Source organism: Phaeobacter gallaeciensis DSM 26640, assembly GCF_000511385.1.
In the GTDB taxonomy this organism is placed as follows: Bacteria; Pseudomonadota; Alphaproteobacteria; order Rhodobacterales; family Rhodobacteraceae; genus Phaeobacter; species Phaeobacter gallaeciensis.
This window is the reverse complement of record NC_023137.1, coordinates 806,318-829,555: the sequence shown is the minus strand read 5'-3', so window position 1 is coordinate 829,555 and position 23,238 is coordinate 806,318. Positions and strand designations below refer to the sequence as shown.

General features: G+C 59.1%; 20 protein-coding genes. 8 read left to right on the top strand and 12 right to left on the bottom strand.

Annotated features, from left to right (window positions below):
* Window positions 1–12: 12 nt before the first annotated feature.
* The 3 genes from GAL_RS04000 to GAL_RS03990 all read right to left on the bottom strand — a co-directional run bounded on the left by GAL_RS04000 (window position 13) and on the right by GAL_RS03990 (window position 4,733).
* Window positions 13–411: a hypothetical protein gene (locus GAL_RS04000; RefSeq protein WP_024096308.1), complete on the bottom strand. Its 399-nt coding sequence runs from the start codon at window positions 409–411 to the stop codon at window positions 13–15.
* An 83-nt stretch (window positions 412–494) separates the two neighbouring features.
* A complete protein-coding gene (locus GAL_RS22875) occupies window positions 495–3,833 on the bottom strand; it encodes a M10 family metallopeptidase C-terminal domain-containing protein (protein ID WP_024096307.1) in 3,339 nt (1,112 codons plus the stop codon).
* A gap of 588 nt (window positions 3,834–4,421) precedes the next feature.
* Window positions 4,422–4,733, bottom strand: coding sequence for an ETC complex I subunit (locus tag GAL_RS03990; RefSeq protein WP_024096306.1), 312 nt, complete (start codon window positions 4,731–4,733; stop codon window positions 4,422–4,424).
* A 228-nt stretch (window positions 4,734–4,961) separates the two neighbouring features.
* Between GAL_RS03990 and uvrB the strand changes: the two genes are divergently transcribed.
* Window positions 4,962–7,163, top strand: coding sequence for an excinuclease ABC subunit UvrB (uvrB, locus tag GAL_RS03985; protein WP_024096305.1), 2,202 nt, complete (start codon window positions 4,962–4,964; stop codon window positions 7,161–7,163).
* Between the two features lie 131 nt (window positions 7,164–7,294).
* On the opposite strand, the gene GAL_RS03980 is transcribed toward uvrB, so the two are convergent.
* Entirely contained in the window at window positions 7,295–7,600 is a 306-nt protein-coding gene (locus GAL_RS03980; protein WP_024096304.1) for a hypothetical protein, read from the bottom strand.
* Window positions 7,601–7,747: 147 nt separating this feature from the next.
* Between GAL_RS03980 and GAL_RS03975 the strand changes: the two genes are divergently transcribed.
* Window positions 7,748–7,933, top strand: a complete 186-nt coding sequence (locus tag GAL_RS03975) for a PLD nuclease N-terminal domain-containing protein (RefSeq protein ID WP_024096303.1) — start codon at window positions 7,748–7,750, stop codon at window positions 7,931–7,933.
* A gap of 167 nt (window positions 7,934–8,100) precedes the next feature.
* On the opposite strand, the gene GAL_RS03970 is transcribed toward GAL_RS03975, so the two are convergent.
* The 3 genes from GAL_RS03970 to GAL_RS03960 all read right to left on the bottom strand — a co-directional run bounded on the left by GAL_RS03970 (window position 8,101) and on the right by GAL_RS03960 (window position 9,289).
* A complete protein-coding gene (locus tag GAL_RS03970) occupies window positions 8,101–8,358 on the bottom strand; it encodes a TFIIB-type zinc ribbon-containing protein (protein WP_024096301.1) in 258 nt (85 codons plus the stop codon).
* Between the two features lie 107 nt (window positions 8,359–8,465).
* Entirely contained in the window at window positions 8,466–8,873 is a 408-nt protein-coding gene (locus tag GAL_RS03965; protein WP_024096300.1) for a universal stress protein, read from the bottom strand.
* A 98-nt stretch (window positions 8,874–8,971) separates the two neighbouring features.
* Entirely contained in the window at window positions 8,972–9,289 is a 318-nt protein-coding gene (locus GAL_RS03960; RefSeq protein WP_024096299.1) for an antibiotic biosynthesis monooxygenase family protein, read from the bottom strand.
* A 135-nt stretch (window positions 9,290–9,424) separates the two neighbouring features.
* On the opposite strand from GAL_RS03960, the gene GAL_RS03955 reads away from it, so the two are divergent.
* Window positions 9,425–10,153, top strand: coding sequence for a hypothetical protein (locus tag GAL_RS03955; protein WP_024096298.1), 729 nt, complete (start codon window positions 9,425–9,427; stop codon window positions 10,151–10,153).
* 28 nt (window positions 10,154–10,181) lie between these two features.
* Here GAL_RS03955 and GAL_RS03950 read toward each other — a convergent pair whose 3' ends face one another.
* The 3 genes from GAL_RS03950 to GAL_RS03940 form a co-directional block, all read right to left on the bottom strand.
* On the bottom strand, window positions 10,182–12,467 hold the full coding sequence (locus tag GAL_RS03950) for a glycosyl hydrolase family 28-related protein (RefSeq protein WP_024096297.1): 2,286 nt from the start codon (window positions 12,465–12,467) through the stop codon (window positions 10,182–10,184).
* 160 nt (window positions 12,468–12,627) lie between these two features.
* On the bottom strand, window positions 12,628–13,041 hold the full coding sequence (locus GAL_RS03945) for a DUF4864 domain-containing protein (protein ID WP_024096296.1): 414 nt from the start codon (window positions 13,039–13,041) through the stop codon (window positions 12,628–12,630).
* A 145-nt stretch (window positions 13,042–13,186) separates the two neighbouring features.
* Window positions 13,187–14,830, bottom strand: coding sequence for a lysine--tRNA ligase (locus GAL_RS03940; protein WP_024096295.1), 1,644 nt, complete (start codon window positions 14,828–14,830; stop codon window positions 13,187–13,189).
* 293 nt (window positions 14,831–15,123) lie between these two features.
* Between GAL_RS03940 and GAL_RS03935 the strand changes: the two genes are divergently transcribed.
* Entirely contained in the window at window positions 15,124–15,546 is a 423-nt protein-coding gene (locus GAL_RS03935) for a tellurite resistance TerB family protein (RefSeq protein WP_024096294.1), read from the top strand.
* A gap of 123 nt (window positions 15,547–15,669) precedes the next feature.
* Entirely contained in the window at window positions 15,670–16,191 is a 522-nt protein-coding gene (locus tag GAL_RS03930) for a GNAT family N-acetyltransferase (protein ID WP_024096293.1), read from the top strand.
* A 79-nt stretch (window positions 16,192–16,270) separates the two neighbouring features.
* Here the strand turns inward: GAL_RS03930 and dacB are convergent, their stop codons facing one another.
* Complete coding sequence (gene dacB / locus GAL_RS03925; protein ID WP_024096292.1) at window positions 16,271–17,755, bottom strand: D-alanyl-D-alanine carboxypeptidase/D-alanyl-D-alanine endopeptidase; 1,485 nt, start codon at window positions 17,753–17,755, stop codon at window positions 16,271–16,273.
* A 100-nt stretch (window positions 17,756–17,855) separates the two neighbouring features.
* Between dacB and GAL_RS03920 the strand changes: the two genes are divergently transcribed.
* The gene (locus tag GAL_RS03920; RefSeq protein WP_024096291.1) at window positions 17,856–18,704 is read left to right on the top strand and encodes a DMT family transporter; all 849 of its coding nucleotides are present in this window, start codon (window positions 17,856–17,858) and stop codon (window positions 18,702–18,704) included.
* Here GAL_RS03920 and GAL_RS03915 read toward each other — a convergent pair.
* Window positions 18,684–19,298, bottom strand: a complete 615-nt coding sequence (locus tag GAL_RS03915) for a nicotinate-nucleotide adenylyltransferase (RefSeq protein ID WP_043939776.1) — start codon at window positions 19,296–19,298, stop codon at window positions 18,684–18,686. The genes GAL_RS03920 and GAL_RS03915 overlap by 21 nt on opposite strands.
* 168 nt (window positions 19,299–19,466) lie before the next feature.
* Here GAL_RS03915 and GAL_RS03910 point away from each other — a divergent pair, with 168 nt between their 5' ends.
* Window positions 19,467–20,849 carry a KAP family P-loop NTPase fold protein gene (locus GAL_RS03910; RefSeq protein WP_024096289.1) on the top strand — a complete coding sequence of 461 codons (1,383 nt, stop codon included), beginning with the start codon at window positions 19,467–19,469 and terminating at the stop codon, window positions 20,847–20,849.
* A gap of 198 nt (window positions 20,850–21,047) precedes the next feature.
* A complete protein-coding gene (gene ettA / locus GAL_RS03905; protein ID WP_024096288.1) occupies window positions 21,048–22,715 on the top strand; it encodes an energy-dependent translational throttle protein EttA in 1,668 nt (555 codons plus the stop codon).
* Window positions 22,716–23,238 lie beyond the last annotated feature (523 nt).

The following is a 23,238-nucleotide window of genomic DNA, read 5'->3' as shown; positions in this document are numbered from 1 at the left end:
GTACATCACCGCTCAGTACATCACCGTATTGAGCGTGATGTCCAGCCGCGCGCCTGCTGCCAGCCTGGTGCTGCCGCGGGCGATCAGCCAGCCATCTGCGCGTTCAAGCCGCGCCACCACCTGCAGGGTCGGGGATAGGGCTGACAGCGCCGCCGATGAGAGGGTGAAGTCAATCCGCTTGGCCCGGCCGGTGCTGATCAGGTCGAACTCCAGCGCCGGATCCGAGGTGTCAGGCTGGCCCGGATTTGATAGGGAAATACTGATCCGCCCTTTTGGGATTTTGGCGTCCCCTGCAAAGGTTAACCTACCCTGCACGACCTCCGACTGAGCCTTGGCGCGATACGTCAGAGCCGTCAGCGCGAAACCGGCAGCCCCCAGCAACAACGTGCGGCGATGAGGATGGTGGGGCATGGTGTGTCCTTTGTCGGCCTGAGGCAGGCACAGGGAGTGATGAGCCCCCCTGCGCCAAGTTTATCGGCTATTTTTGAACCGGATCAGATGATCACAAAATCATCTGCGGTCAGTTGTAAGCCGGACTGCAGCTGCGCAAACTGGATGGCATCAACGCCGCCCTGACCATCCGCATCATAGGACAGCGCACCATTGGCGCTGTTGTAGAGGATCCGGTCCGCCGCATCGAGCGCAGTGCCCGTCCCGCTGCTGTGAAAGGCAGCGAAGTCCAGAACACCTGTCTCTCCGGCCGCGCCAAAGATGCTGCTATCCAGCAGGATCGTGTCGCTGGCGGTATCGAAATCACGGATCCGGTCGATATTCTCGGCTCCGAGTTCGGTGGAAAAGCGGAAGAAGTCATCGCCGCCACCGCCGGTCAGCGTATCGGCCATCAGGCCACCATCCAGCAGGTCATTGCCGCGCCCGCCCTTAAGCACATCCGCGCCAGCCTCACCCGGCTGCGCCGGAGCGGGCGGGAATTCGACCGAGACGTTCAGCTCGTAAGTAGAGCCTTCCGGCACGCTCTCCGACCAGCCATCTGCGGCATCCGGCGACCAGCTGCCCTCAACGATGAAATAGGTGCCGGTTTCCTCAACCACAAACACCGTGCTTGAATCGCGGTTGCTGGTAGAGCCGGGATCGCCGCCGCCGTCATCGTTCTGGGTGACGATATTGCCCTCGGCGTCGAGCAGACGGACCCAGCTGTCGTGGACATTGGGATCGGCAATACCGTCGATGTCGATGGTCAGCACCGTGCCTGCAGCCAGATTGATGCTGTAATAGCCCCCCTGCCCGTTGCCGGTGGCATTCACCGTGGTGTGCAGAACGCTGGTGGAGTCAAAGATATCCGGATCCTCGGTCAGCGAGAAATTGTCCGAGATATCAAAGGCTGTCTCGATCGAGTTGTTGGTGGCATCGGGGCCCAGTGTGGCATAGCCGGTGCCCAGACCGGGCTGCGGTATCGTATCCGCTGCATCGGCAAAATCGCCCAGCAGGATGTCATCTCCGGCGCCGCCCTTCAGCGTATCATTGCCGCCCTGACCGGTGATCACATTATCCGCGGCGTCGCCCTTCATCCGGTCGTTGTGGCCAGATCCCGAAAGGTTCTCGATGGAGACGTAAGTGTCATCCTCGGTCCTGCCATTGGTCATGTTCAGCCTCACGCCTCGGGCCGCATTGGCGTAATCCGCAGTATCGCTGCCAATGCCACCATTCAGCAGGTCAGCGCCAGCACCACCGGTCAGCACATCGTCGCCGCCACCGCCGCTCAGCGTGTTTTCCCCATCTGTGCCGATCAGGTGGTCGTCATGAAGTGAGCCAACGGCGTTTTCCACGTCAACAATGATATCATGGCGAATGGTGGTGCCGCGCCCGACGATCTGCACCGGACCATCAGCGTCACCGCCACGGGCGGTGCCGTTTTCCAGATCCACCGTCACGCCAACGGAACTGGTGGTATAGACTACCGTGTCCACGCCTGCACCGCCGTTGAGATAATCCTGACCGCTGCCGCCGATCAGCACATCATCGCCGTCCTCACCGTAAAGCATATCGCCATCGTTGCCGCCATCCAGCGTGTCGTCACCGCCGCCACCATTGAAGACGTCACCGCCCCCCTGACCCCAGAAGTGGTTGTTGTCGGAGGTGCCGATAAACCGGTCGATGCGATCATCCGAGCCGATCAGGTTTTCAATGCTGTAGAAGGTATCCCCCGAAGCGGTGCCGCCGCTGGCTACATTGGTTTCCAGATTGACCAGCAGTTGGAACGGGCTTTCCTGACTGAAATCAACGGTATCGCTGCCAGCCCCGCCACGGAAGATATCCTGACCGGCCTGTCCGCGCAGCAGGTCATCGCCGTCGCCGCCGTCCAGCAGGTCATCACCGGCACCGCCGTTTATGGTGTCATTACCGTCACCACCATAAAGCGCATCATTGCCGTCGTCGGTCTCGGTCTGATCCTCCAGATCCTCAATCGCGATGGTGTTGTTGATGTCGCGGCTGGCCAGCGTATCCCGGCCACCGATGATCAGATCATCGCCACCAAGGCCGAAGATCGTATTGCCACCGGCACCACCGTCCAGCGTTTCGCTGCTGGTATCGCCGATGATCAGGCTGTCCGTCGCATCGGTCGGCCCTTCGTTCGGGGCATCCGGCGTCTCACTGCCCGGCGTTCCCGGCGTGCCGCCTGCGTAGATGATGGTCTCCACATTGGCGATCTCGCCCAGATCCAGCCCGTCAGCGACAACAATCACCGTGTCATTGCCGCCTTTTTCCTCCTCGCGGACAATATCATCAGCGGAATCAACAAAATAAACGTCGTCGCCGCCATTGCCCGCCATCCGGTCATTGCCCGCGCGCCCATCCAGAACATTGTCGCCATCGTTGCCGATCAGGATATCGTCGTAGCTGCTGCCGATCCCCGTCTCGATGTAATATTCCGTCTGGTCAGCGTTGTGCCCGGCAAAGATCGACACATTGTTGCTGTGCCCGTTGACGCTAGAGAATTCACCGGCGCGCAGGTCCAGAATGGTGCTGGCGGTGGAGCCGGAGAAATCGATGGTGTCATCGCCGCCGGTGTCATGGATCACAAAGCCGATGTCATGCTGCGGTCCGTCCTCTGTCAGCAGGTAGCCATAGTCGGTGCTGTTGAATCCATAGGTGTTGTCGTCTGTATTGAGGTTGGTGGTCTGATAGGTCCGCACACCATCATCATCGACGGTGGAATAATAACGCCGGATGATCGCCTCGATATCGCCCATCAACGGGGTCACCGCCGACCAGCGTGTGTCCTCGCCTACGTCGATGCCGTCAAAATAGGACATGACGCTGTATTGCTGGCGGTCATAGGTCCAGGTGGCATTGTTCAAGTAGTTGATTTGCACACCGCCCGGACCGCTGTAATTATAGAGACCGGGGTGGTTGAGGCCGAATTCATGGCCAAACTCATGCACGAAGGTGTCAAAGACATAACCGCCGAGATCGGTGATATTCGGCTCGGTATCGTGGAAGCGCTGGCCGACGCTGACATAGCGGTCGCTGGAGAAGGCGCTGCCGTCGCTCTGCTCGCCAATTTCGGGGCTGACAACCTCCATCCAATGGAGATCCGCATCATAGGGCGCATCATCGACAATCTCGAACTGTAGAGGCGTGACCGAGGACCACATCTCCAGCGCACCGATGGCGGCGTCTTTATAGGCGGGGTGATCATTCAGCCCAGTCAGGTTGATCACCAAGGGCTCGGCGGCGACTTCCGGGGTCAGGCTGCGGCCAAGCGCGCCCAAGTAGTCAAGAAACCCCTCGTAATCCTCGCTCTTGCCAAAGGGGTTTTCAGGCGTCTGATCGTTGGTCCACCACTCGGTGGTGCTGTCGGTTATTACGGGCATAGCTGCCTCCCTGTCATTCAACCCAAAGAGGTAAGGCCTAATGGGCAAAATTCACCCACGGCGCTCCGCAGGCATAACGGAGCGCCCGGGCAGCCATCGGCCAACCTCGGAGATTATAGATATATTTGTGTCGTGCCCTGATCGTTTCCGAATTGAATGATCGTTCAACTCACTATTTTTGGTGAGTTTTTCGATATTCCTTCGTTTAGGCAAAAGCTGGCCCATTGACCTCGGGGCATGGGCGAAGTTGTGCAGACAGATGCAAAGATCGCCGAACCGTGCAGATCGGCGAATTGACAGTTGGTCGCTGCCTTGCCGGTCGAATCAATCATAGGTAGTGATCTCGTAGCGCACCGAATGACCCCCGGTCGGTGCCGCACCATAAAGAGAACGGCTCTTTGGTTACCTGTCGCAGGCATCCGCTGCCAACAGGAGGCACGTCAGACATGGCGGAAGAAGGCAGATACAGAAAAGGCGCCCGCTGGGCGCCCCGTCTGGAGTTCGTTCTGCCCCGCTCACCCGAAATAGTGCGCGGTGAAAGGGGGAGTCGATACCGTCTAAAGATATGCAGGTTAAATGCGTGCAGCCTTAATGCGTCCAGGGGGCGCGGCGGTTGGTGGCGAAGTTTTCGCCGTAGCCACCAGCGCGGATGTTGGCCTTGCGGCTCTTCGGTTCTGTCACCACAGCATCAATGCCATTGGCCTCAGCGTATTCCAGCGCCGCCTCTTTGGTGTCAAAGCGCAGGCGCACCTGGCTCTGGGTATCCTGCGAGGAGGTCCAGCCCATCAGAGGGTCCACTTCCCGCGCCGTGCTGGGCGCGAAATCCAGAACCCATTTGCGGGTCTTGGCCATACCGGAGGTCATGGCGTTCTTGGCTGGCCGATAAATCCGCGCTCGCATGGGAAGTCTCCTCATCAATCTCTGTTCCCTATATGCGCTGAACCCTGCGGGCGGGCAAGGTGGCAAATGCCGCAGATTGCGCAGGTTTGGGTGGAAAACCGGGGATTTCACAACCTTCACGACAGGTTTGAGTGCAAAGCGGGGCCTTCATCCACGCACGCAGGCAAAATCCCCCTTGAATAAGAACAAAAACAGACCAATCTCTGCCCCTAGCAGGAGAGAGCCACAATGCCATACGCCCATTCCGACAAATCCATGCCGATGATGGCTGACCGCGCGCCGCAGCACCGCCCCAAGCTGGAAGGTGGGCGGGAATTTGTGATGCATACGGAATTCGACCCGGCCGGCGACCAGCCCACCGCAATCAAGGAGCTATCAGCAGGCGTGCTGGACGGCGAACGCAATCAGGTCCTGCTGGGGGCGACGGGAACGGGCAAGACCTTCACCATGGCCAAGGTGATCGAGGAGACCCAGCGCCCGGCAATCATCCTCGCCCCCAACAAGACGCTGGCGGCGCAATTATACGGCGAATTCAAAGGCTTCTTCCCGGAAAACTCCGTCGAATACTTCGTCTCCTTCTACGACTATTACCAGCCAGAGGCCTATGTCGCGCGCTCCGACACCTATATCGAGAAGGAAAGCCAGATCAACGAACAGATCGACCGGATGCGCCACTCTGCCACCCGGTCGCTGTTGGAACGGGATGATGTGATCATCATCGCGTCTGTGAGCTGCATCTACGGTATCGGCTCGGTCGAGACCTATTCGGCGATGACGCAGGACCTGAAAGTGGGTGAAGACTATGACCAGCGGCAGGTCATGGCCGATCTGGTCGCGCAGCAGTACAAACGCAACGATCAGGCGTTTCAGCGCGGCAGCTTCCGGGTGCGCGGCGATTCGCTGGAGATTTTCCCCGCCCACCTTGAGGATCGCGCCTGGCGGCTGTCCTTCTTTGGTGAGGAGCTGGAGGGGATTACCGAATTCGACCCGCTCACCGGCGAGAAAACCGGCAGTTTCGATCAGATCCGCGTCTACGCGAATTCCCACTATGTGACCCCGAAGCCGACGCTGAAACAGGCGGTCATTTCGATCAAGGAAGAGCTGAAGATGCGGCTGGATCAGCTGGTTGGCGAGGGCAAGCTGCTGGAAGCACAGCGGCTGGAACAGCGCACCAATTTCGATATCGAGATGCTGGAGGCCACCGGTCATTGTAACGGGATCGAGAACTACTCGCGCTATCTGACCGGTCGCGCTCCGGGGGAGCCGCCCCCTACCCTGTTTGAATTCATCCCGGACAATGCAATTGTTTTTGCAGATGAATCCCATGTTTCCGTGCCGCAGATCGGCGGCATGTACAAAGGTGACCACCGGCGCAAGTTCACGCTGGCCGAACATGGTTTCCGCCTGCCCTCCTGCATGGACAACCGCCCCCTCAAGTTTGAGGAATGGGACGCCATGCGCCCGCAATCGGTCTTTGTCTCTGCCACACCGGCGGCCTGGGAGATTGAGCAATCGGGCGGCGTTTTTGCCGAACAGGTGATCCGCCCGACCGGCCTGTTGGACCCGGAGGTGGAAATCCGCCCGGTGGATATGCAGGTCGATGACCTGTTGGATGAAGTGCGCCGTGTCACCGAAAACGGGTTCCGCACGCTGGTGACAACCCTCACCAAACGCATGGCCGAGGATCTGACCGAATATATGCACGAACAGGGGATCAAGGTCCGCTATATGCACAGCGATATCGACACGCTGGAACGGATCGAAATCCTGCGGGATCTGCGACTTGGCGCCTTTGACGTGCTGATCGGCATCAACCTGTTGCGCGAGGGTCTGGATATCCCCGAATGTGGTCTGGTCGCCATTCTGGATGCCGACAAGGAGGGGTTCCTGCGCTCGGAAACCTCGCTGATCCAGACCATCGGACGTGCCGCTCGAAATGCCGATGGCCGGGTTATCATGTATGCAGACCGCATCACTGGTTCGATGGAACGCGCACTGGGCGAGACCAACCGCCGTCGCGAGAAACAGATCGCCTATAACGAGGAACACGGCATCACCCCTGCGACCGTCAAAAAGAACGTCGAGGATGTTCTGGCCGGTCTCTATGAGGGCGATGTGGATATGAACCGCGTCACCGCAACCATCGACCAACCGATGCATGGTGCCAATCTGGAGGCCCATTTGGCGGGGCTGCGCGAGCAGATGCGCAAGGCCGCCGAGAACCTGGAGTTCGAAGAAGCCGCGCGTCTACGCGACGAGGTCAAGCGGCTGGAAGCGGTGGATCTCGCAGTTTCCGACGACCCGCTAGCGCGTCAGTCCGCGATTGAGGCCGCATCAGATGCCGCCGTCAAATCACGGGGGCGTTCCACCGCAGGCAAAGCCGGAACACGGGCCTATCGGGGCAAGTCGCAGAAGAAGTTCTCGTCGTAGGCTCAGCGGGGCTAGCTGGCCTACAAGAGTGCAGTGGAGGCGACAGCGCCTGCCCCCGACAAACCGGACACGAAAAAAGCCCCCCGCAGCGGCGGGGGGGCAACCTGTGCCGGAACAGGCACCTGCGTCTCTTAGTTAGATTCAGCGGCAACTTCGTCAGCCGCGTCTTCAGGAGGCGTCACTTTCAGGCCGGGAACCGAGATTTTAGCCTCTTCCATGGTCACATCGACATCGGGAACCTTCACCGTTGCGGTTTCTTCGGTAATGGAGACGGACCCAACCTCAGCATCGAATTTTGGCAGGTTGCCGCCCTCAACGCTTACATCAACATCGGGCAGGCTGGCCTCTTCGGTCTGATCGACATCCACCATGTAAATGCCGATTGCGATAGCAACTACAGCAATAACGCCCAGAATAATTCCTGTTGCGGTTTTCATATCATCGTTCCTTTCCAAAAAACGGTGCATCTCGTCGATGCGTCGAAAAGCTAACGACCTCATTGCGCAAATAGTTCCCAAAAAAATATCGGAACCTTTTCACGAACCGGGGGTTTACCTAGCAGAACACAAACAGTGGAGAAAAAAATGGGTTATAGTCTTCTTGGTCTAGTTATTTTAATCGCCGATCTTTATGCGATTTACCAAGTCCTCACATCCGGCGCCTCGACCGCGGCCAAGGTGATCTGGACCCTCGTCATTCTGGTCCTGCCTGTCATTGGCCTGATCGCATGGCTGATCGCTGGCCCGCGCGGCAACAAAGCGCATATCTAATAACATGTTATACAAACGCCCCGGTACCAAAACATGGTGCCGGGGCGTTTCTTTTTGAATCCTGCGCGAGCACGCTCATAATGGGCAAAGGCCCCGACACCTGTCTTGATGCGCCGTCCTCACGCGCCCAAAGCTCGTCGCCAGTCTGGGACCTCCTCAAAAATCACTCAAAAATCAAAAAGATCCTCAAGAAACCCGCCGCGTTTTTTCTTGTAGCGTTTTTCTGAATAATGCCGGTCTGAATCGCGTTTTTCGGGGCGATAACTGTCACGTTGCGGCGCGGATTGCTGCGGTGCGGATCGCTCAATGATCTTGTCCAATTCACCGCGATCCAGCCAGACACCCCGACATTGCGGGCAGTAATCGATTTCCACTCCGGCCCGGTCGGTCATGACCAGCTGTGTGCCATCAATCGGACATTGCATCGTTTTCTCCTCACAAAACTTGATTGCATTGCAAGTGGGGTCGCTTTTGCCGCACGACAAGTCTTGCGGCGCATTATTGCGCTCCCGGCGTCAAAACAGCGCAAGCCTCAGCGTACGACATGTACCGCGCAGGCCGCGTGGCGCACCACCTGGGTGGCGGTTGAGCCCAGCAGCAGATCCTGCATTCCGGGGCGATGTGACGCGATAATGATGAGATCAGGGGAATGATCCTCGGCCCAGTCCAAAATGGCGCGCCCCGAATGGCCATCAATCAGCACGCCTGTAGCATTGGGCAGCGTCTTGGCCAAACCGTCCAGCTCTGCCTGCAGTGCCTTGCGCGCCGCATCGAGATAATCAACCGGCATATAAGAAATCGCATAGGCCGGCACCTGTTCGACCACATGCAGAAGCGTGATCTTCGCCTCCGGCGTGGCCAGCAGCCCTGCAAGCTTCAGCGGGCCGTTCACATCACGGTCGGGATCGAATGATATCGGAACAAGAATATTACTATACATCTGCGGTCTCCTCTGTCGGCAGCTCTGATCATGCGGCAGGCCCTGTTGGCCTGCCTTGATCGAGATCAGTCGCGCATGGAAAGGAAACGCGCGGCAGATCAAAAGGTTGCGGCGACCTCATACATCACCGGCTCAAAGCTGCGGCAAAGCTCATTGATCTTGCGATTGCGGTTGCGCATCTCGGCGCTGCGCAACATGGCCATAAAATCCTCGCGGCGGTGCCACTGGGAATAATTGGCAATTCGGGTCTGTGCGTCATTCACATGCAACCCGGCAGAAATGAACCCCGGCTGATGTGAGATGAACTCGGCATAGGCTTCGGTCAGGGCGTCCAGTAGATCTTGGCATGTGCCCGGTGTCATCTCGAATGTGGTGATGACGGTTTGGGTTTCGGTGTTGGTCGCGATCGTCGGCATGGCTTCCTCCCTTATCCACGTCCAGCTTACGCCGGTTTGGCCAGAACCCGCAGAAGTTTCTCTCAGCCCCTGAAACGACTCCCGCCATGCCATAAAAAGAGTGATTAAAAATCAAAACAACCCTAAAGTGTATTTATGCAGCAATGGTTCGCGCGTCTTCTGGCAATTGCCTGCCTCTCTGTGATGCCGCTGACCCCGGCCACGGCCGGGGCGTGGTTGCAGAAACCCGGTGAGGGGTTTGCGGCCACCAGCCTCACCCTGCGTCAAGACCTCGCCGCATTGAAGGGGCTAAGTGTAGGTCAACGCATTCCAGCGGAACTGGGGTATTACGGCGAATACGGGCTGCATACGCGCTGGACTGTTGGGGTGGATCTGAACGTGAGCCGGGGCAGTTCTGCCCATGCGCTACTGTTCGTGCGCCACCCCCTGCCCCGGCTGGGCCGGGCGCGGACGGCGGTAGAGGTGGCTTTGGGATTAAACCAGACAAGCGAGATCTGGACGCCAATGCAGCGACTGACACTGTCTTATGGGCGCAGCTTTGACATGCGGCTGCGGGATCGCGACATATCGGGATGGGTCGCATTGGACCTGGGCCATGAATGGCGCAGCAAGGGGCTGGAGCAGACCTGGAAGCTGGATGCCACATTTGGGCTGAACCGCCCCGGCAAATTGGCGCCGCTTTTGCAGGTGGAAACCAGCAAGACGGCCGGGGCTTCATTTTCCGTTGCAGTGACCCCCAGCCTGCGGATGCCACTGGCGCGTCGCTTCGGCAAGGACGCGCCAGAGCTAGTGATCGGCCTACAACACAAACGGACCGAGACCCGGTCGCTGGGGATCAAACTGGCGATCTGGCACCGGTTCTGACCCCCGCCTGCGCGTGCCTAGGCGAGGGTTATTTGTCCACCCGCACCGTCACCTGCACAGTCCCGCGCACCGCCTCCGGCCAGATCAGCTGTACCTGATCCCGACGGCTGCCAACCCGCAGCTTGGCGTGGGGCATGACGTGGCGATCAGCGCCGCCGCTAACCTCGACCGGGCCAATGGCGATGACACTGTCGACCCCCCGCGCCTGCCCGCGAAACGGCAGCTCATCATCGGTGTCGACGGTCCAGGTCTTGGCCGTACTGCCCTGCACATGTTCAATACGCAGCGGATTGGCGACGGCCGCTGAGACGTTATGATAGGTATTGCCCTCGTAAAAGATGCTCTTGGAGCGGCTGAAATCCAGATTTGCAAAGCTGGTGTCGACCCGTTCAGCCCGGTCAATGGATCCATTGATGGAGCGGAATTTGTTCCCCGATACGGTCATCCCATTGAGGAAATGCCCGGTCCCATAGGGTTTCAGCACGATATAGCTGAACCAGCGGGCAACATCGCCGGAGAGGAACACATTGTCAGTGATCGACAGCGCGCTGAAGGAAAACCCCCCGGTAAAGTCGGGTCGCGCGTCGCGCTCATTGGTCCATTCAACAAAGCAATTGTCGATGTAATTGTCCGACACGGTGGAGGCGCAATTGGTGCTGGTCAGGATCAGCCCTGCCGTGCGGCTGCCGTCGGCGACCGTGTCGCCCTGAAAGAAATGGTTGCCGGTCACCGTCTGGTTCTGCCCGCCGAGCAATGCGAAGTGGCGGAACTTCGTCGCGCGGTTGTTGCGCAGCTTGGCGTCATTGGCATTGATATTGAGCGCGATGCTCTGGCGGGCGGAGACATTCAGAGGCTCCTCATTGGAGAGGAACTGGCAATTGTCCACCAGAATGCCCTGGCAGCCCGACCCGATGGAGGTGATACCGCGATTGAGCGGACGCGAGATGAAACAGTGATCAAGGCTGAACACCGTGCCTGCGGGGGCGAGACGAATGCCGCTACAGCGGCCTGCGCATTGGATTTCCACCTCGGTCATGCCAAATTTGCTGAGCGCGCTGAAGCCGCTGAAATCCAGCATGTATTTGAAATCACGAAAGGTGAAGACCTGCGTGCCGACCGCATTATAAAGCGGCGCGGTCAGGGTCAGTTCACGCGCGCCAACATTTTTGGCCCGCACATAAATCTCGCGCCCGACGCCGCTGCCTTCGACCAAGGCGCCGACGGGGATATTGGCGATATTGGCGACATTGGTCAGCTTGCGCGCGTCGCTGGTGCTGTAAGTCGCCTGTGCGGTCACCGTATCGGTGTCCCAGGCGGCATTTGCAGCCGCCTCCAGCTGGCCGTTTCGGATCACCCGGCGGGTGGCATAGCTGGTTTTGTTGGGCACCGCCGCCTGCATGTCGACCGGACCGCGCAGGGTGACCTTGCGCCCGCAGAGATCCAGCGATTCATGGTCGGCGTTGTTCAGAAGCGCCTGAAACGCCTTCTTGAAGCCCAGTTCTTCATTGCCAAAGGCGGCGGCGTAGCTCGGAAAGACGAAATTTCGGGTCAGCAAGAGCATCCGGTTTGTGGGCATGCGAACGGTGCCTTCGAACTGCACCTCGTGGTTCATCGACACCGTACTGCCCAGGTAGAATTCCCCCGCCGGGACCAACACACGGCGGCCTGCGGCGGCGGCATCTGCGGCCTCAAAGGCGGCAGTATTGTCGGTGCTGCCATCGCCGATGGCACCATAATCCGTCACATCCACAAGGCTGATCATATCGCGCAGGAACACGCCGGTGACATCGCGTACTTCGATATCCTCGATCCGCACCACGCCACCGTTTGGCCCGATCAGATCCAGTCCCACATGGGCAAAGCGCCCGGCCCGACCCCAGGGCATATCGACACCGTTGCGGCTGCCGGTGCCAATGATGGCTGTGACCTCAACCACCTCGCCGTAGGTAGAGAGGCTGGTGCCTGGCCCCGTCTCCACCACTCCGTTCAGATGGCCACCACCGGACTGTCCGGCCCATGCGGCGATGCGCACTGTGGGCAGGGCGCCGCTGATCGCCTTCACCTTTGCGGTGATTTGCAGATAGCAGCCCGGCGTCAGCATGGTGCGGGTCATATTGCGCAGTTTTTGCACCGAGGTGGTTTTCTGCAGTTCCAGACAGCCGCCGAAATCGGGGTCTGCCGCGACAAAGGCCGCATTGGCTGCACCCTGATAGGTGTCCGAACCCGGTGTGCCATTGCCGCTGGACCAGTTGTTCAGCCCCTCAGCAAAGGCCGGGGGCATCAGCTCTACGCCGTCAGTGATCGCTATGTTCATCAGTCACCCTTTCCAAAAACCGCCGTTACCGGCTGATCAGGCCGCAGCCCGGTTCAATCAGGGAAAGGGTTCTATAGGATGCGGTTTAACGCGCTGTCAGAGGGGCGTTCGCAGGGTATGCACCACCCAACCTCCCAAAGAGGCCGATCAAGTGGGCGGGTCAGGCAGTCGGGGCGTCCGCGGTCAGCAGCTGGACAGCGTTGATTTTCCAGCCCGCCGCAGTCTCAACCATCTGATAATCAAGGAGATGTACGCGCCCCTCGGGGTCGGTGATCATGACCCGCTGCCACAGGCCGCCAGCCACATCGCGCAGGTCGAGATAGCGCACCTCATCCGGTTGCCAGACCATGGGGTAGCCGGACTGCACCATGGTCGCAAACCGCTCGGAACTGCCAAACAGCCCCTGGATCATCGGGGACGCATGGGCAAAGGCAGCCTCCGCATCGCCGCGCAGGAAGGCGGCAATCTGGTCGCTGATCACCCCGGTAATGGCCGTATCGCGCCCCTCGGCAGAGGCGGAAACAGGCAGCGTCATCATGGCGACGCAGACACTCATCAACATAAACTTGCGCATAAAACATCTCCCTTGATGAGAGATCAGCTAGGCCGCCGCTTGCACCCGTCAATTCACGCCAACCTGACAAAACCTGCCCCACAACGGAAAAAGGGCACCCGTCGGGGCGCCCTTTTTCAATGCTTTTCTGTGGCCTGCTAGCTGGTCAGACCAGCTCACCTGCCAGTGCCTGATCGATCAGCTTGATCGTGTCCTCCACCCCGTAAAGGGCGATGAACCCGCCAAACCGCGGGCCTTGGGACGCGCCCAGCAGCACCTCGTAGATCGCCGAGAACCAGGCCCGCAGCGGCTCAAACCCGTGGATCTTGCCAATGGCAAAGACGACGGATTGCAGGAATTCCTCATCCGCGAAATCCGCCTCCGGCAGCGGATCAGTGTTACCTGCGAGTTCGTTCTTCTTGGCGATCGCGGCCAGCGCAGCATCCGACGATTTCAGCGCGTCTGCCAGATCCTGCAGCGCCGCGCGCTCCTGATCGGTGGGCAGACGGTAGGTTTTCTCCGGTTTCACGAAGTCGTTGAAGTAAGCCACCGCAAAGCCGGCCGCCTGATCCATTGTCGGATTGCTTTCGGGCGTCGCGTCGGGCGCGTATTTGTTGATGAAGCCCCACATGGTGGCCTTGTCCTCGGCGCTTGAGGCGGAGGCGAGGTTCAGCAACATCGAGAAGGGCACCACCATATCCGACTGCGGAACGTCGCCGCCGTGGATGTGCCAGACCGGGTTGTTCAGCTGCGCCTTCAGGTCCTGACCATGGTAGGCGCGCAGCTGCTGGTGGTATTCGTCCACCGCCTTGGGGATCACATCGAAATGCATCCGCTTGGCGGTTTTGGGCTTCTGGTACATGAAATATGCGAGGCTCTCGGTCGAGGCATAGGTCAGCCATTCGTCGATCGAGATGCCGTTACCGGAGGTCTTGGAGATCTTCTGACCGTTGGCGTCCAGGAACAGCTCATAGGTGAAATGCTCCGGCGCGCGGTGGCCCAGCACCCGGCAGATGCCGTCATAGATCGGCGTATTGGTGGAGTGGTCTTTGCCGTACATCTCAAAATCGACGCCCAGCGCGGCCCAGCGGGCGCCGAAATCCGGCTTCCACTGCAGTTTCACATTGCCGCCGGTCACCGGCAGGGTCCATTCGCGGCCGTCCTCATCGTCAAAGGTGACGGTATAGGTCTCAGCGCAGACTTTTTTCATCGGCACGTACAGAACCCGGCCAGTCTCAGGATGGATCGGCAGGAAGATTGAATAGGTCTGGCGGCGTTCTTCGCGCAAGCTCTTCAGCATGATCGCCATGACGTCATCGTATTTGTCGACCGCGCATTTCAGCACCTCATCGAACTGGCCGGATTCATAGAATTCCTTGGCCGAGTAGAACTCATACTCAAAACCAAAGGTATCAAGGAAACGGCGCAGCATGGCGTTGTTGTGATGGCCAAAGCTTTCATGGGTGCCGAACGGGTCCGGCACCGAGGTCAGCGGCTTTTGCAAATGCTCCTCAAGGCTCTCTGGGTTCGGGACATTGCCCGGCACCTTGCGCATACCATCGAGATCATCCGAAAAGCAGATCAGCTTTGTCGGGATGTCGGAGATCACCTCAAAGGCGGTTTTGATCATGGTGGTGCGGGCCACCTCACCGAAGGTGCCGATATGTGGCAGGCCGGAGGGGCCATAGCCGGTTTCGAACAGCACATAGCCCTTCTCCGGCGCGCCCTTGGCATAACGTTTGAGAACCCGGCGGGCTTCTTCAAACGGCCAGGCTTTGCTCTTGAGAGCTTCTTCGCGCAGATCAGACATTGTTTTCTCCATCGGCAACCGGACATCGCTCCGGTCGGGCTGCCTGTCGCCACGGGTTATGCCGCTATGGACGGCGATATTGCGGACGACAAACCACTGCCGAGCACCCCATGCACCCGGTCGGCCTCACCTATGGCGGCAGGCGAAATGAGTCAAGAAACAGCAGCCCTGACACCCCTTCCATGCCGGTGCCTGCGGCGGAATATGTACGATGACGCATTGTCCCGTTGATCGGGGTCGACACGATGCCTATTCTTCTATGCAGAACACATGCCAATTTACTGGATTTCATAATGAACACCCAAACCGCCCATCCCTTTACCCCGCAGGATTGCCTTGTTGCGCTGATGGTGGCGGTGTCGGCCTCGGATGAGAATATCCGCACCGCTGAACTGGTGAAGATCCAGTCGGCGGTGAATATGCTGCCCGTGTTTGCCGATTACGATATTGACCGGGTCAATCGCACCTCGCAGACGGTGTTTGACCTGTTTGAGCAGGAAGACGGGCTGGACGCGCTGTTCGGGCTGATCCGTGAAGATCTGCCGGAGCGCCTGTTTGAGACCGCTTATGCGCTGGCCTGCGATGTCGCTGCCGCCGATGGCAGCCTGGCGGAATCCGAACTGCGGCTTTTGGAAGAGATCCGCTATGAGCTGAACATCGACCGGCTCCACGCTGCCGCAATCGAACGCGGCGCCCGCGCGCGGCATATGACGTAAACCGGGCTGCGAGTGATCCGACCGCCTGGCGGTGGATTGACAACTGGTGGCGGCACGCACTGCCCATTTCGACCACCGTCCATTTTGGCCCAAGCATTTTGACCTATGAAGGGACCGGCGGATATGACAACGCTCACCACCGCGCCTCGGCTGACAACATCGCGATTGGTCCTGCGCGGACCCGAACGTGACGACCTGCCCGCCTTTACCCGGTTTATGACCAGCGCCCCGTCGATGGTTGCACAGGGGGAGACGGTCACCGCAGATCAGGCCTGGTTCGGGTTTCTGACCGGGGTTGGCCACTGGCAGTGGCACGGCTTTGGCTTCTTTACGGTCACATTGCGAGAGAGCGGCCAGCCGGTCGGTCGCGTCGGTCTGATCAAGCATTCCAACTGGCCAGAGATTGAGCTGGCCTGGCATCTGTTTGAGGGCGCCGAGGGGCAGGGTTTTGCGACCGAAGCCGCCATAGCGGTCAGGACATGGGCCGCCGAGGAACTGGGACTGGGCCACCTCTACAGCTATATTGATCACGACAATCTACGGTCGCAGGCAGTGGCAAGGCGGCTGGGGGCAGTTACCGACGGCACCCGCGCCCCTCATGAGCCGCAGGCTGAGATCTGGGTCCACGCCATGGCGGGCGGGTAGCGCCCAGCTGGCTGGAGGCATCGCCCGGCCACAGAACAGGGCGGCAGACGCAAAGCCGCGCCCTTGCTTTTCCTAACGGTCAGCTGCCGTAAACCCGTCCCCAGCGCTCAATCAGCTTTTGCTGCACCTGCTTGGCGCGGCGGTTCCAGGTTCTTGCCCCCTGCGGGCGTTCGCGTTCCGCCCGTGATATGCGGGAGCGCGCCTTCTGATCGGCACTGAAAATGGCAAAGGCGAGCACAGTGCCATCGGTGGCCGTCATGAACCCGCCGAGACCGGACACGAAGTTGAGCGTACCGGTTTTGGCAGCGACCTTGATCGGATGGCCCTTCAGGACGCGGCCCTTGCTGTCGCGCATGGGAAAGGATTTCAGCAGAGGTTTCAGCCGCCCATCCCGATAGGAGGCCACCAGCGCGCTGACCATATCATCGGGGGTCACTCGCGAATCCTCGCCAAGGCCGGAGTGATCAACCAGCCGGGTGTTGGCCATGCCATAGGTCTCCGCCGCCCAGCGGCTCATCTGCGCGGCAGAGTCGCGCAGGCTACGGGGCCGTCCGCCGCGCGCCTGCGTGGCCGCCAGACCAATCATTTCGGCCATCAGATTGTTGGAATACTTCAGCGTCGCCTTCAGCATCAGATCCAGCGGCGGGCTGTTGTGATGGGCCACCACCTGCCCCGAGGGGCGCGATTTCGCGACCTTTGGCGCTGACAGTTTGATGCCATTGGCACGCGCCATGGTGCGGAAGACATCCGCTGCATAGGCTCCGGGATGGCGTACTGGCAGCCAACGCGCACCCCCTTTGCCCAGCGCCTTGCTGGCGACCGTCCAGCGGTCGGTATCCTTGCCTTCGGAATAGCTGTAAACTGGCAGGCTGCGCTGCGCGATTTTCATCGTCGCAACAGAGACTTCGGGGCGATATTTCTTGGTGCGAGCATCCATGGTGACGGCCCAGCCCTGGCCTGCACGTTTCCATTCGAAATGCACCCGGTTGTAATTGAGCGCTAGCCCTGAAATCGCCGGACTGTACCCCACGTGATCAGGCTGACCCGGATCAATCGTCTTGATCTGCGGCAGCGCGCCCTCCCAGACGCGGAAGGCGCCGCGCACCTCGCGAATGCCCGCAGTTTTGAGCGCCTTGGCCAGTTGTGCCAGAGTGTCGGTATTGAGCATCGGATCACCACCGCCCACCAGCACCAGATCGCCGGAGACCACGCCGCCGCTGATGCCGCCAGTTGCGACAATCTGCGTGGTAAAGCGATGGTCTGCCCCCAGCGCATCCAGCGCGTAAAGCGCGGTCAGCGCCTTGGCGACACTGGCGGGCGGCAAACCCGCTCCTGCCCCTTCGGCTTCCAGCCGCAGACCGGTTTTCACATCGGCCACCGCGCAGGCAACCTCACCCGAGAGGCCCGCGCGGGACAACAGCCCCTTCAGCCCGCCACCTGCGCTGATCAGACTGGCCGGATCGCGCGCCACCGGACGCAGAGAGACCGCAGGCGCATTGGCCAGCGCAGTGTTCGCCGCCACAGAGGAAAGGCAGGAGGTCAGAAAAAAACGTCGCGAAATCATATTAGCAATAGTCTACTCAAAACCCCTACAATTCTGCAAACGTGCCACAGGTTTTTATGTCGCGGGGCAGCGGAGGTCTGACCGCTTTCCTCGGATGTGGATGCCTGTTACCGCTGGCGCGATGGTACGGGCAGTGATGATCATGTTTGTCGCCATGTCAATGATCCCTGCCGGGGACCTTTGCGGGAAACTGCTCACATCGGGCGGTCTGGCGACACCGGGATTTGTGGCGTGGTCGCGGTTTGCAATCGGCACAGTATTAGTGCTGCCCTTTGCATGGCGTGGGGCGTGGCCGCTGTTTGGCGACTGGCGACTATGGCTGCGGGCAGCTTTGCTCAGCGGTGGCATCGTCTCCCTACAGATCGCTCTCAAGACGGAACCGCTGGCCGATGTTTTTGCCGCCTTCTTTATTGGCCCGATTGTCAGCTATGTGCTGTCGGTGCTGCTGCTACGTGAAGCGGTGACTCCCGCGCGCAGCCTGATGATGGCGCTGGGGTTCTGTGGTGTGTTGCTGGTTGTCCGCCCCGGGCTTGGCGGATCAGCCAATCTGATCTGGGCCGTATTTGCAGGCGTTTGCTATGGTGGTTTCCTCACCAGTTCGCGCTGGCTTTCGCATCTGGGCACACCGTTGCAACTGGGGCTGACGCAGCTGTCAATCAGCGCCGTGCTGACCCTGCCACTGGGGCTGGCCGCCCTGCCCACCCTCAGCCTGAGCACCGCCGCGCTGACCTTTGGCAGCGCCGGGTTTTCGATGATGGGCAATCTGCTGTTGCTCTATGCCTATGCGCAGGCGCCTGCATCGCGACTTGCCCCGCTGGTCTATTTCCAGTTGATCGCGGCTGTCTCACTGGGATGGTTCGTTTTTGATCAATGGCCAGACGCACTGACCTGGGCTGGGCTTGCGGTGGTGATCGGCGCCGGGCTTCTCTCAGCGCGGCTGCGTCGCTGACCAATCGCCACGCGCGCGGATCTCGCTTGAGCTGGCATCCACCATTGGGGCGTTCACGAAACACCACGCCGGCGCGCGGGCCTCTGCCAACAGGCGGCTCTGCCCGCCCTTCAATCGGTATGGCGCATATAGCCGCGCCGCAGGCGACAGCCGTGCTGAGATCCGGTCACCGGGCCGCGCCAGCACCCCCACAGGCACAGTCTCAAGGATCTGCTGCCAATCCTTCCAGCGATGAAAATCCCTTAAATTATCCGCCCCCATCAACCACACGAAGCGCACGCCGGGATGGCGTTTGCGCAGGATGCGCAGGGTTTCAGCGGTGTAGCGCGTGCCAAGCTTGGCCTCGATCCCGCTGATCTGTACGCGGGGGTGATCCATCAGATCCCGCGCCGCCGCAATCCGCCGCGCCAAGGGCGCCGGCGGATGCGCCTTCAGCGGATTGCCGGGGGAGACCAGCCAGACCAGCTGATCCAGCCCGAACCGCTTTAAAGCCGCAAGCGAAATCGCCCGGTGCCCCTCGTGCGGGGGATCAAAGGACCCGCCCAGCAGGCCAACGGTAGTTCCGGACGGAATATGGGGCAAACGAAGCATCATAACCGCCTTGATGCACAGAGTTCGCAGAGAGATCAATCAGGTGTTGAGTGGCGCTGGTTGCGAAACCGGTCATAAGCGGGTTGTCTTTGCCTGGAAAAGTCGCAGGCTTGCGCTTTCCGGCAGCGCAGGGTTCGATACACCTATTGATTGAAGATATTGGAGCAAGCGATGCGGCTGACCGTGCCAAACCCGAAGATCAAGCTGTATGAGGATGGCTTTGACGGCCACGATCAACTGAACCGGAAAGCCACTGGCAACAAGCTATCTGATCTGGTTGAGCGTATCGACGACCCGCTGGTGATCGCACTGGATGGCGCATGGGGATCAGGCAAATCCTTCTTTCTGAAATGCTGGGTCGGCGCGCATCGGAAGCGGGAGGGCAACACCACTGAGACAGTATATTTTGATGCGTTCCAACATGATTTTCTGGATGACCCGCTGATTGCCCTGACCGGGGCAATTGCGGAGCGGTTTGAAACTTCCAAGGCCAAAGAAACCGAACATAGAGGTGAGCGTAGCAAGAAAATCAAAAAGGCTGCTTGGACGGTTGGCAAAGGAGCGCTCCGGATTGGGGCATCTGTCGCCACCTTTGGCGCAACCGAAGTCTTGAGCGAGGTCGGCGATGTGGTTGCGAAGGCTGTAGGCGACGAAGCCAAGGCCCTTCTCAGCAGCGATTCAGGTGACGATGAGGCCGAGGAATTCTGGTCCGCACACCACGCCCGGATAGCCGCAATGGAGGCGTTCCGATTGGCCCTCAGCGAACTGACGGAACCCGACGAAACTGAGCATCCGCAGCGCAAACTGGTCATCGTCATTGACGAGCTGGACCGCTGCCGCCCGGACTACGCGCTATCGCTGCTAGAGATCATCAAGCACTTTTTCAACGTCCCCGGCGTGCATTTTGTGCTGGGGGTGAATTTGAAGGAACTACAGAATTCGGTGCGGGCGCGGTACGGGAGCGGGGTGGAGGCCGAGACCTATCTACAAAAGTTTACCACCATGCAAATGACGCTCAATCAATTTTTCGAAAAACACTCATCCGACCTTGTTTGGACGAAGTATTTTCAGAAGTGTGCAGAACAAATGGAGTTTCCAACGGAAGCACGAGCATTACTCAAGACCACTGAGAATATCCTTAGCCGGTTCAAACTGTCACGCGATCAATCATTGCGGGATGCCGAGCGGGTTCTAACTACTCTGGTAGCAATGCCTAATCTAAAAACTAACTTCTACCTAAACACGGAGGTTTGTATAGGCACAATGGCGGTACTTAAAGTACTAGCACCAAGTATATATCAAACAATTCGCCTGTCTTCAGGGTCAGCTTTCATTGCAGGCGAGCACTTCGAAACTACCACTGATGAATTTGATCAACATGGTGAGTTGATTACGTTGATTTGGAAAGCACTAGAAGACCACAATGACCTTACTACCAGGGAGTTGGCGGAACTTAGCAACCATTGTTCCTCACTCAGAAGCGAGAATTGGCAATCGCAGCTTGGTAAGGTTGCGAATAAATACTTGGAAGTCTTTGATCTATCAGATTTTTAGAATTAATAGTCTTTTCAGTTCTCCCCAGATATGCGCCTGACGCAAGCCCACGCCTCCCCAAGGTCAAGTTCGGGGCGTGCCGCTATGCGGCATACCGAATGGGATCCTTAAGATCCGCACCTGCATCCCTCATTGCCCCGCCGCCGCCCATCCGCTATCACACCAGCCAGCAAATCCCCCCCTTAACGGAGCTGTCTCATGGCTGCCTATCAATACGTCTACCACATGCAGGGGGTCTCCAAGACCTATCCCGGTGGCAAGAAATGCTTTGAAAACATTCACCTGTCCTTCCTCCCCGGCGTAAAAATCGGTGTTGTCGGTGTCAACGGCGCTGGTAAATCGACGCTGATGAAAATCATGGCCGGTCTGGATACCGATTTCACCGGTGAGGCCTGGGCCGCGGAAGGCGCCAAGGTCGGCTATCTGCCGCAGGAGCCGAAGCTGGACGAGAGCCTCACCGTGCGTGAGAACGTCATGCTGGGTGTCAAAGCCAAGAAAGATAAGGTCGACCGTTTCAATCAGATCGCGGTTGAGATGGCCGAGAACTATACCGATGAGCTGATGGAAGAGATGACCGCGCTGCAAGACAGCATCGATGCGGAAAACCTCTGGGATCTGGACAGCCAGATCGATATCTCGATGGAAGCGCTGCGCTGCCCGCCGGATGATGCGGAAATCGCCAATCTCTCGGGCGGTGAACGTCGCCGGGTGGCGCTGTGCAAACTGCTTCTTGAAGCGCCCGACATGCTGCTGCTTGACGAACCGACCAACCACCTGGATGCGGAAACCATCGCCTGGCTGCAACAACACCTGATCGACTACAAGGGCACCATCCTCTGCGTCACCCACGACCGCTATTTCCTGGATGATATCACCGGCTGGATTCTCGAACTCGACCGTGGTCGCGGCATCCCTTACGAAGGCAACTACTCCGCCTGGCTGGAGCAGAAGGCCAAACGTCTGGAGCAGGAAGCTCGCGAAGACAAATCCAAGCAGAAAACGCTGGAACGCGAGCTGGAGTGGATGCGTCAGGGCGCCAAGGCCCGTCAGGCCAAGTCCAAGGCCCGGATCAACGCCTATAACGATCTGGCCAGCCAGTCCGAGCGCGAGAAGCTGACCCGCGCCCAGATCGTCATCCCCAATGGCCCGCGCCTCGGCTCCAAGGTGATCGAGGTGGAGGGCATCTCCAAACACTACGGCGACAAGCAGCTGGTTGAGGGGCTGTCCTTTGACCTGCCCCCCGGCGGCATTGTCGGCGTGATCGGCCCCAACGGCGCGGGTAAATCGACCCTGTTCCGCATGCTGACCGGCCAGGAACAGCCCGATGAGGGCAATGTCAGCTACGGCGACACCGTGAAACTCTCCTATGTGGACCAGTCGCGCGATGATCTGGATGACAATGAAACCGTCTGGGAGGCGATCTCCGGCGGCGCTGAAATCATTGAGCTGGGCGACGCGCAGGTCAACTCCCGCGCCTATTGCTCCTCGTTTAACTTCAAGGGCGGCGATCAGCAGAAAAAATTGAGCCTCCTGTCCGGTGGTGAGCGCAATCGGGTCCATATGGCGCGGCTGTTGAAAGAGGGCGGCAATGTGCTGCTGCTCGACGAACCGACCAACGACCTGGACGTGGAAACCCTGCGGGCGCTGGAAGACGCGCTGGTGGATTTCGCCGGCTGCGCCGTGGTGATCTCGCACGACCGTTTCTTCCTCGACCGGATCTGCACCCATATTCTGGCGTTTGAGGGTGACGCCCATGTGGAGTGGTTCGAGGGCAACTTCGAGGACTACGAAGAGGACAAGAAACGCCGTCTCGGCCCCGACGCGCTGGAACCCAAGCGGTTGAAGCACAAGAAGTTTGTGCGGTGAGTGACTGGCTCCCTTTGTTAGGAGCCTTCGGTTTGGGTTCTGTGGTCACAGCATTTGTGCAAAGCTGGCTGTCGCTGCGGGCCCAAACCAAAATACGCGTTTTTCAAGAGCGAAAGGAGGCCTATATTGGCCTTCTTGAAGCTTGGGTCCGACAGGAAAACTCCAACTACTCTGAAGCGTCGTTTTTGACGTCGGGCATTGGGTTCTTCGCGCCGAGTTGGTCGCTTCACCATCGGTTTTTTCACTGTTGAAGAAATGGCAGGAAACAGATCCGGCTCGCCAGATCGGATACAAGTTACGAGTAATTTAATGACCGCTATGCGTCACGACTTACGCCAGTTGCGATAATTCTAACCACAGCGCAAAAAACAAATCCCTGCCTGACTTCGGGGAGGTGCGAATGCGCCTTCGACATGGCTGATGCATGCCTCTGACATGTGGGGGAAGGTCAGGCGCAGGTCCCCTTTCCCAGCACCGACATGGCATCGGCATAATTTGAACAAAATCATCGCTAGTCTTTAAC

What these genes read in the sequence shown, in the direction of transcription:
- GAL_RS03980 (WP_024096304.1), bottom strand. Translation starts at nt 7,600, where the DNA reads ATGAAAACCGCAACAGGAATTATTCTGGGCGTTATTGCTGTAGTTGCT.
- GAL_RS22875 (WP_024096307.1), bottom strand. Translation starts at nt 3,833, where the DNA reads ATGCCCGTAATAACCGACAGCACCACCGAGTGGTGGACCAACGATCAG.
- GAL_RS04000 (WP_024096308.1), bottom strand. Translation starts at nt 411, where the DNA reads ATGCCCCACCATCCTCATCGCCGCACGTTGTTGCTGGGGGCTGCCGGT.
- uvrB (WP_024096305.1), top strand. Translation starts at nt 4,962, where the DNA reads ATGCCATACGCCCATTCCGACAAATCCATGCCGATGATGGCTGACCGC.
- GAL_RS03945 (WP_024096296.1), bottom strand. Translation starts at nt 13,041, where the DNA reads ATGCGCAAGTTTATGTTGATGAGTGTCTGCGTCGCCATGATGACGCTG.
- GAL_RS03990 (WP_024096306.1), bottom strand. Translation starts at nt 4,733, where the DNA reads ATGCGAGCGCGGATTTATCGGCCAGCCAAGAACGCCATGACCTCCGGT.
- GAL_RS03920 (WP_024096291.1), top strand. Translation starts at nt 17,856, where the DNA reads ATGCCTGTTACCGCTGGCGCGATGGTACGGGCAGTGATGATCATGTTT.
- dacB (WP_024096292.1), bottom strand. Translation starts at nt 17,755, where the DNA reads ATGATTTCGCGACGTTTTTTTCTGACCTCCTGCCTTTCCTCTGTGGCG.
- GAL_RS03910 (WP_024096289.1), top strand. Translation starts at nt 19,467, where the DNA reads ATGCGGCTGACCGTGCCAAACCCGAAGATCAAGCTGTATGAGGATGGC.
- GAL_RS03950 (WP_024096297.1), bottom strand. Translation starts at nt 12,467, where the DNA reads ATGAACATAGCGATCACTGACGGCGTAGAGCTGATGCCCCCGGCCTTT.
- GAL_RS03915 (WP_043939776.1), bottom strand. Translation starts at nt 19,298, where the DNA reads ATGATGCTTCGTTTGCCCCATATTCCGTCCGGAACTACCGTTGGCCTG.
- GAL_RS03955 (WP_024096298.1), top strand. Translation starts at nt 9,425, where the DNA reads ATGCAGCAATGGTTCGCGCGTCTTCTGGCAATTGCCTGCCTCTCTGTG.
- GAL_RS03960 (WP_024096299.1), bottom strand. Translation starts at nt 9,289, where the DNA reads ATGCCGACGATCGCGACCAACACCGAAACCCAAACCGTCATCACCACA.
- GAL_RS03930 (WP_024096293.1), top strand. Translation starts at nt 15,670, where the DNA reads ATGACAACGCTCACCACCGCGCCTCGGCTGACAACATCGCGATTGGTC.
- GAL_RS03970 (WP_024096301.1), bottom strand. Translation starts at nt 8,358, where the DNA reads ATGCAATGTCCGATTGATGGCACACAGCTGGTCATGACCGACCGGGCC.
- GAL_RS03965 (WP_024096300.1), bottom strand. Translation starts at nt 8,873, where the DNA reads ATGTATAGTAATATTCTTGTTCCGATATCATTCGATCCCGACCGTGAT.
- GAL_RS03935 (WP_024096294.1), top strand. Translation starts at nt 15,124, where the DNA reads ATGAACACCCAAACCGCCCATCCCTTTACCCCGCAGGATTGCCTTGTT.
- GAL_RS03940 (WP_024096295.1), bottom strand. Translation starts at nt 14,830, where the DNA reads ATGTCTGATCTGCGCGAAGAAGCTCTCAAGAGCAAAGCCTGGCCGTTT.
- GAL_RS03975 (WP_024096303.1), top strand. Translation starts at nt 7,748, where the DNA reads ATGGGTTATAGTCTTCTTGGTCTAGTTATTTTAATCGCCGATCTTTAT.
- ettA (WP_024096288.1), top strand. Translation starts at nt 21,048, where the DNA reads ATGGCTGCCTATCAATACGTCTACCACATGCAGGGGGTCTCCAAGACC.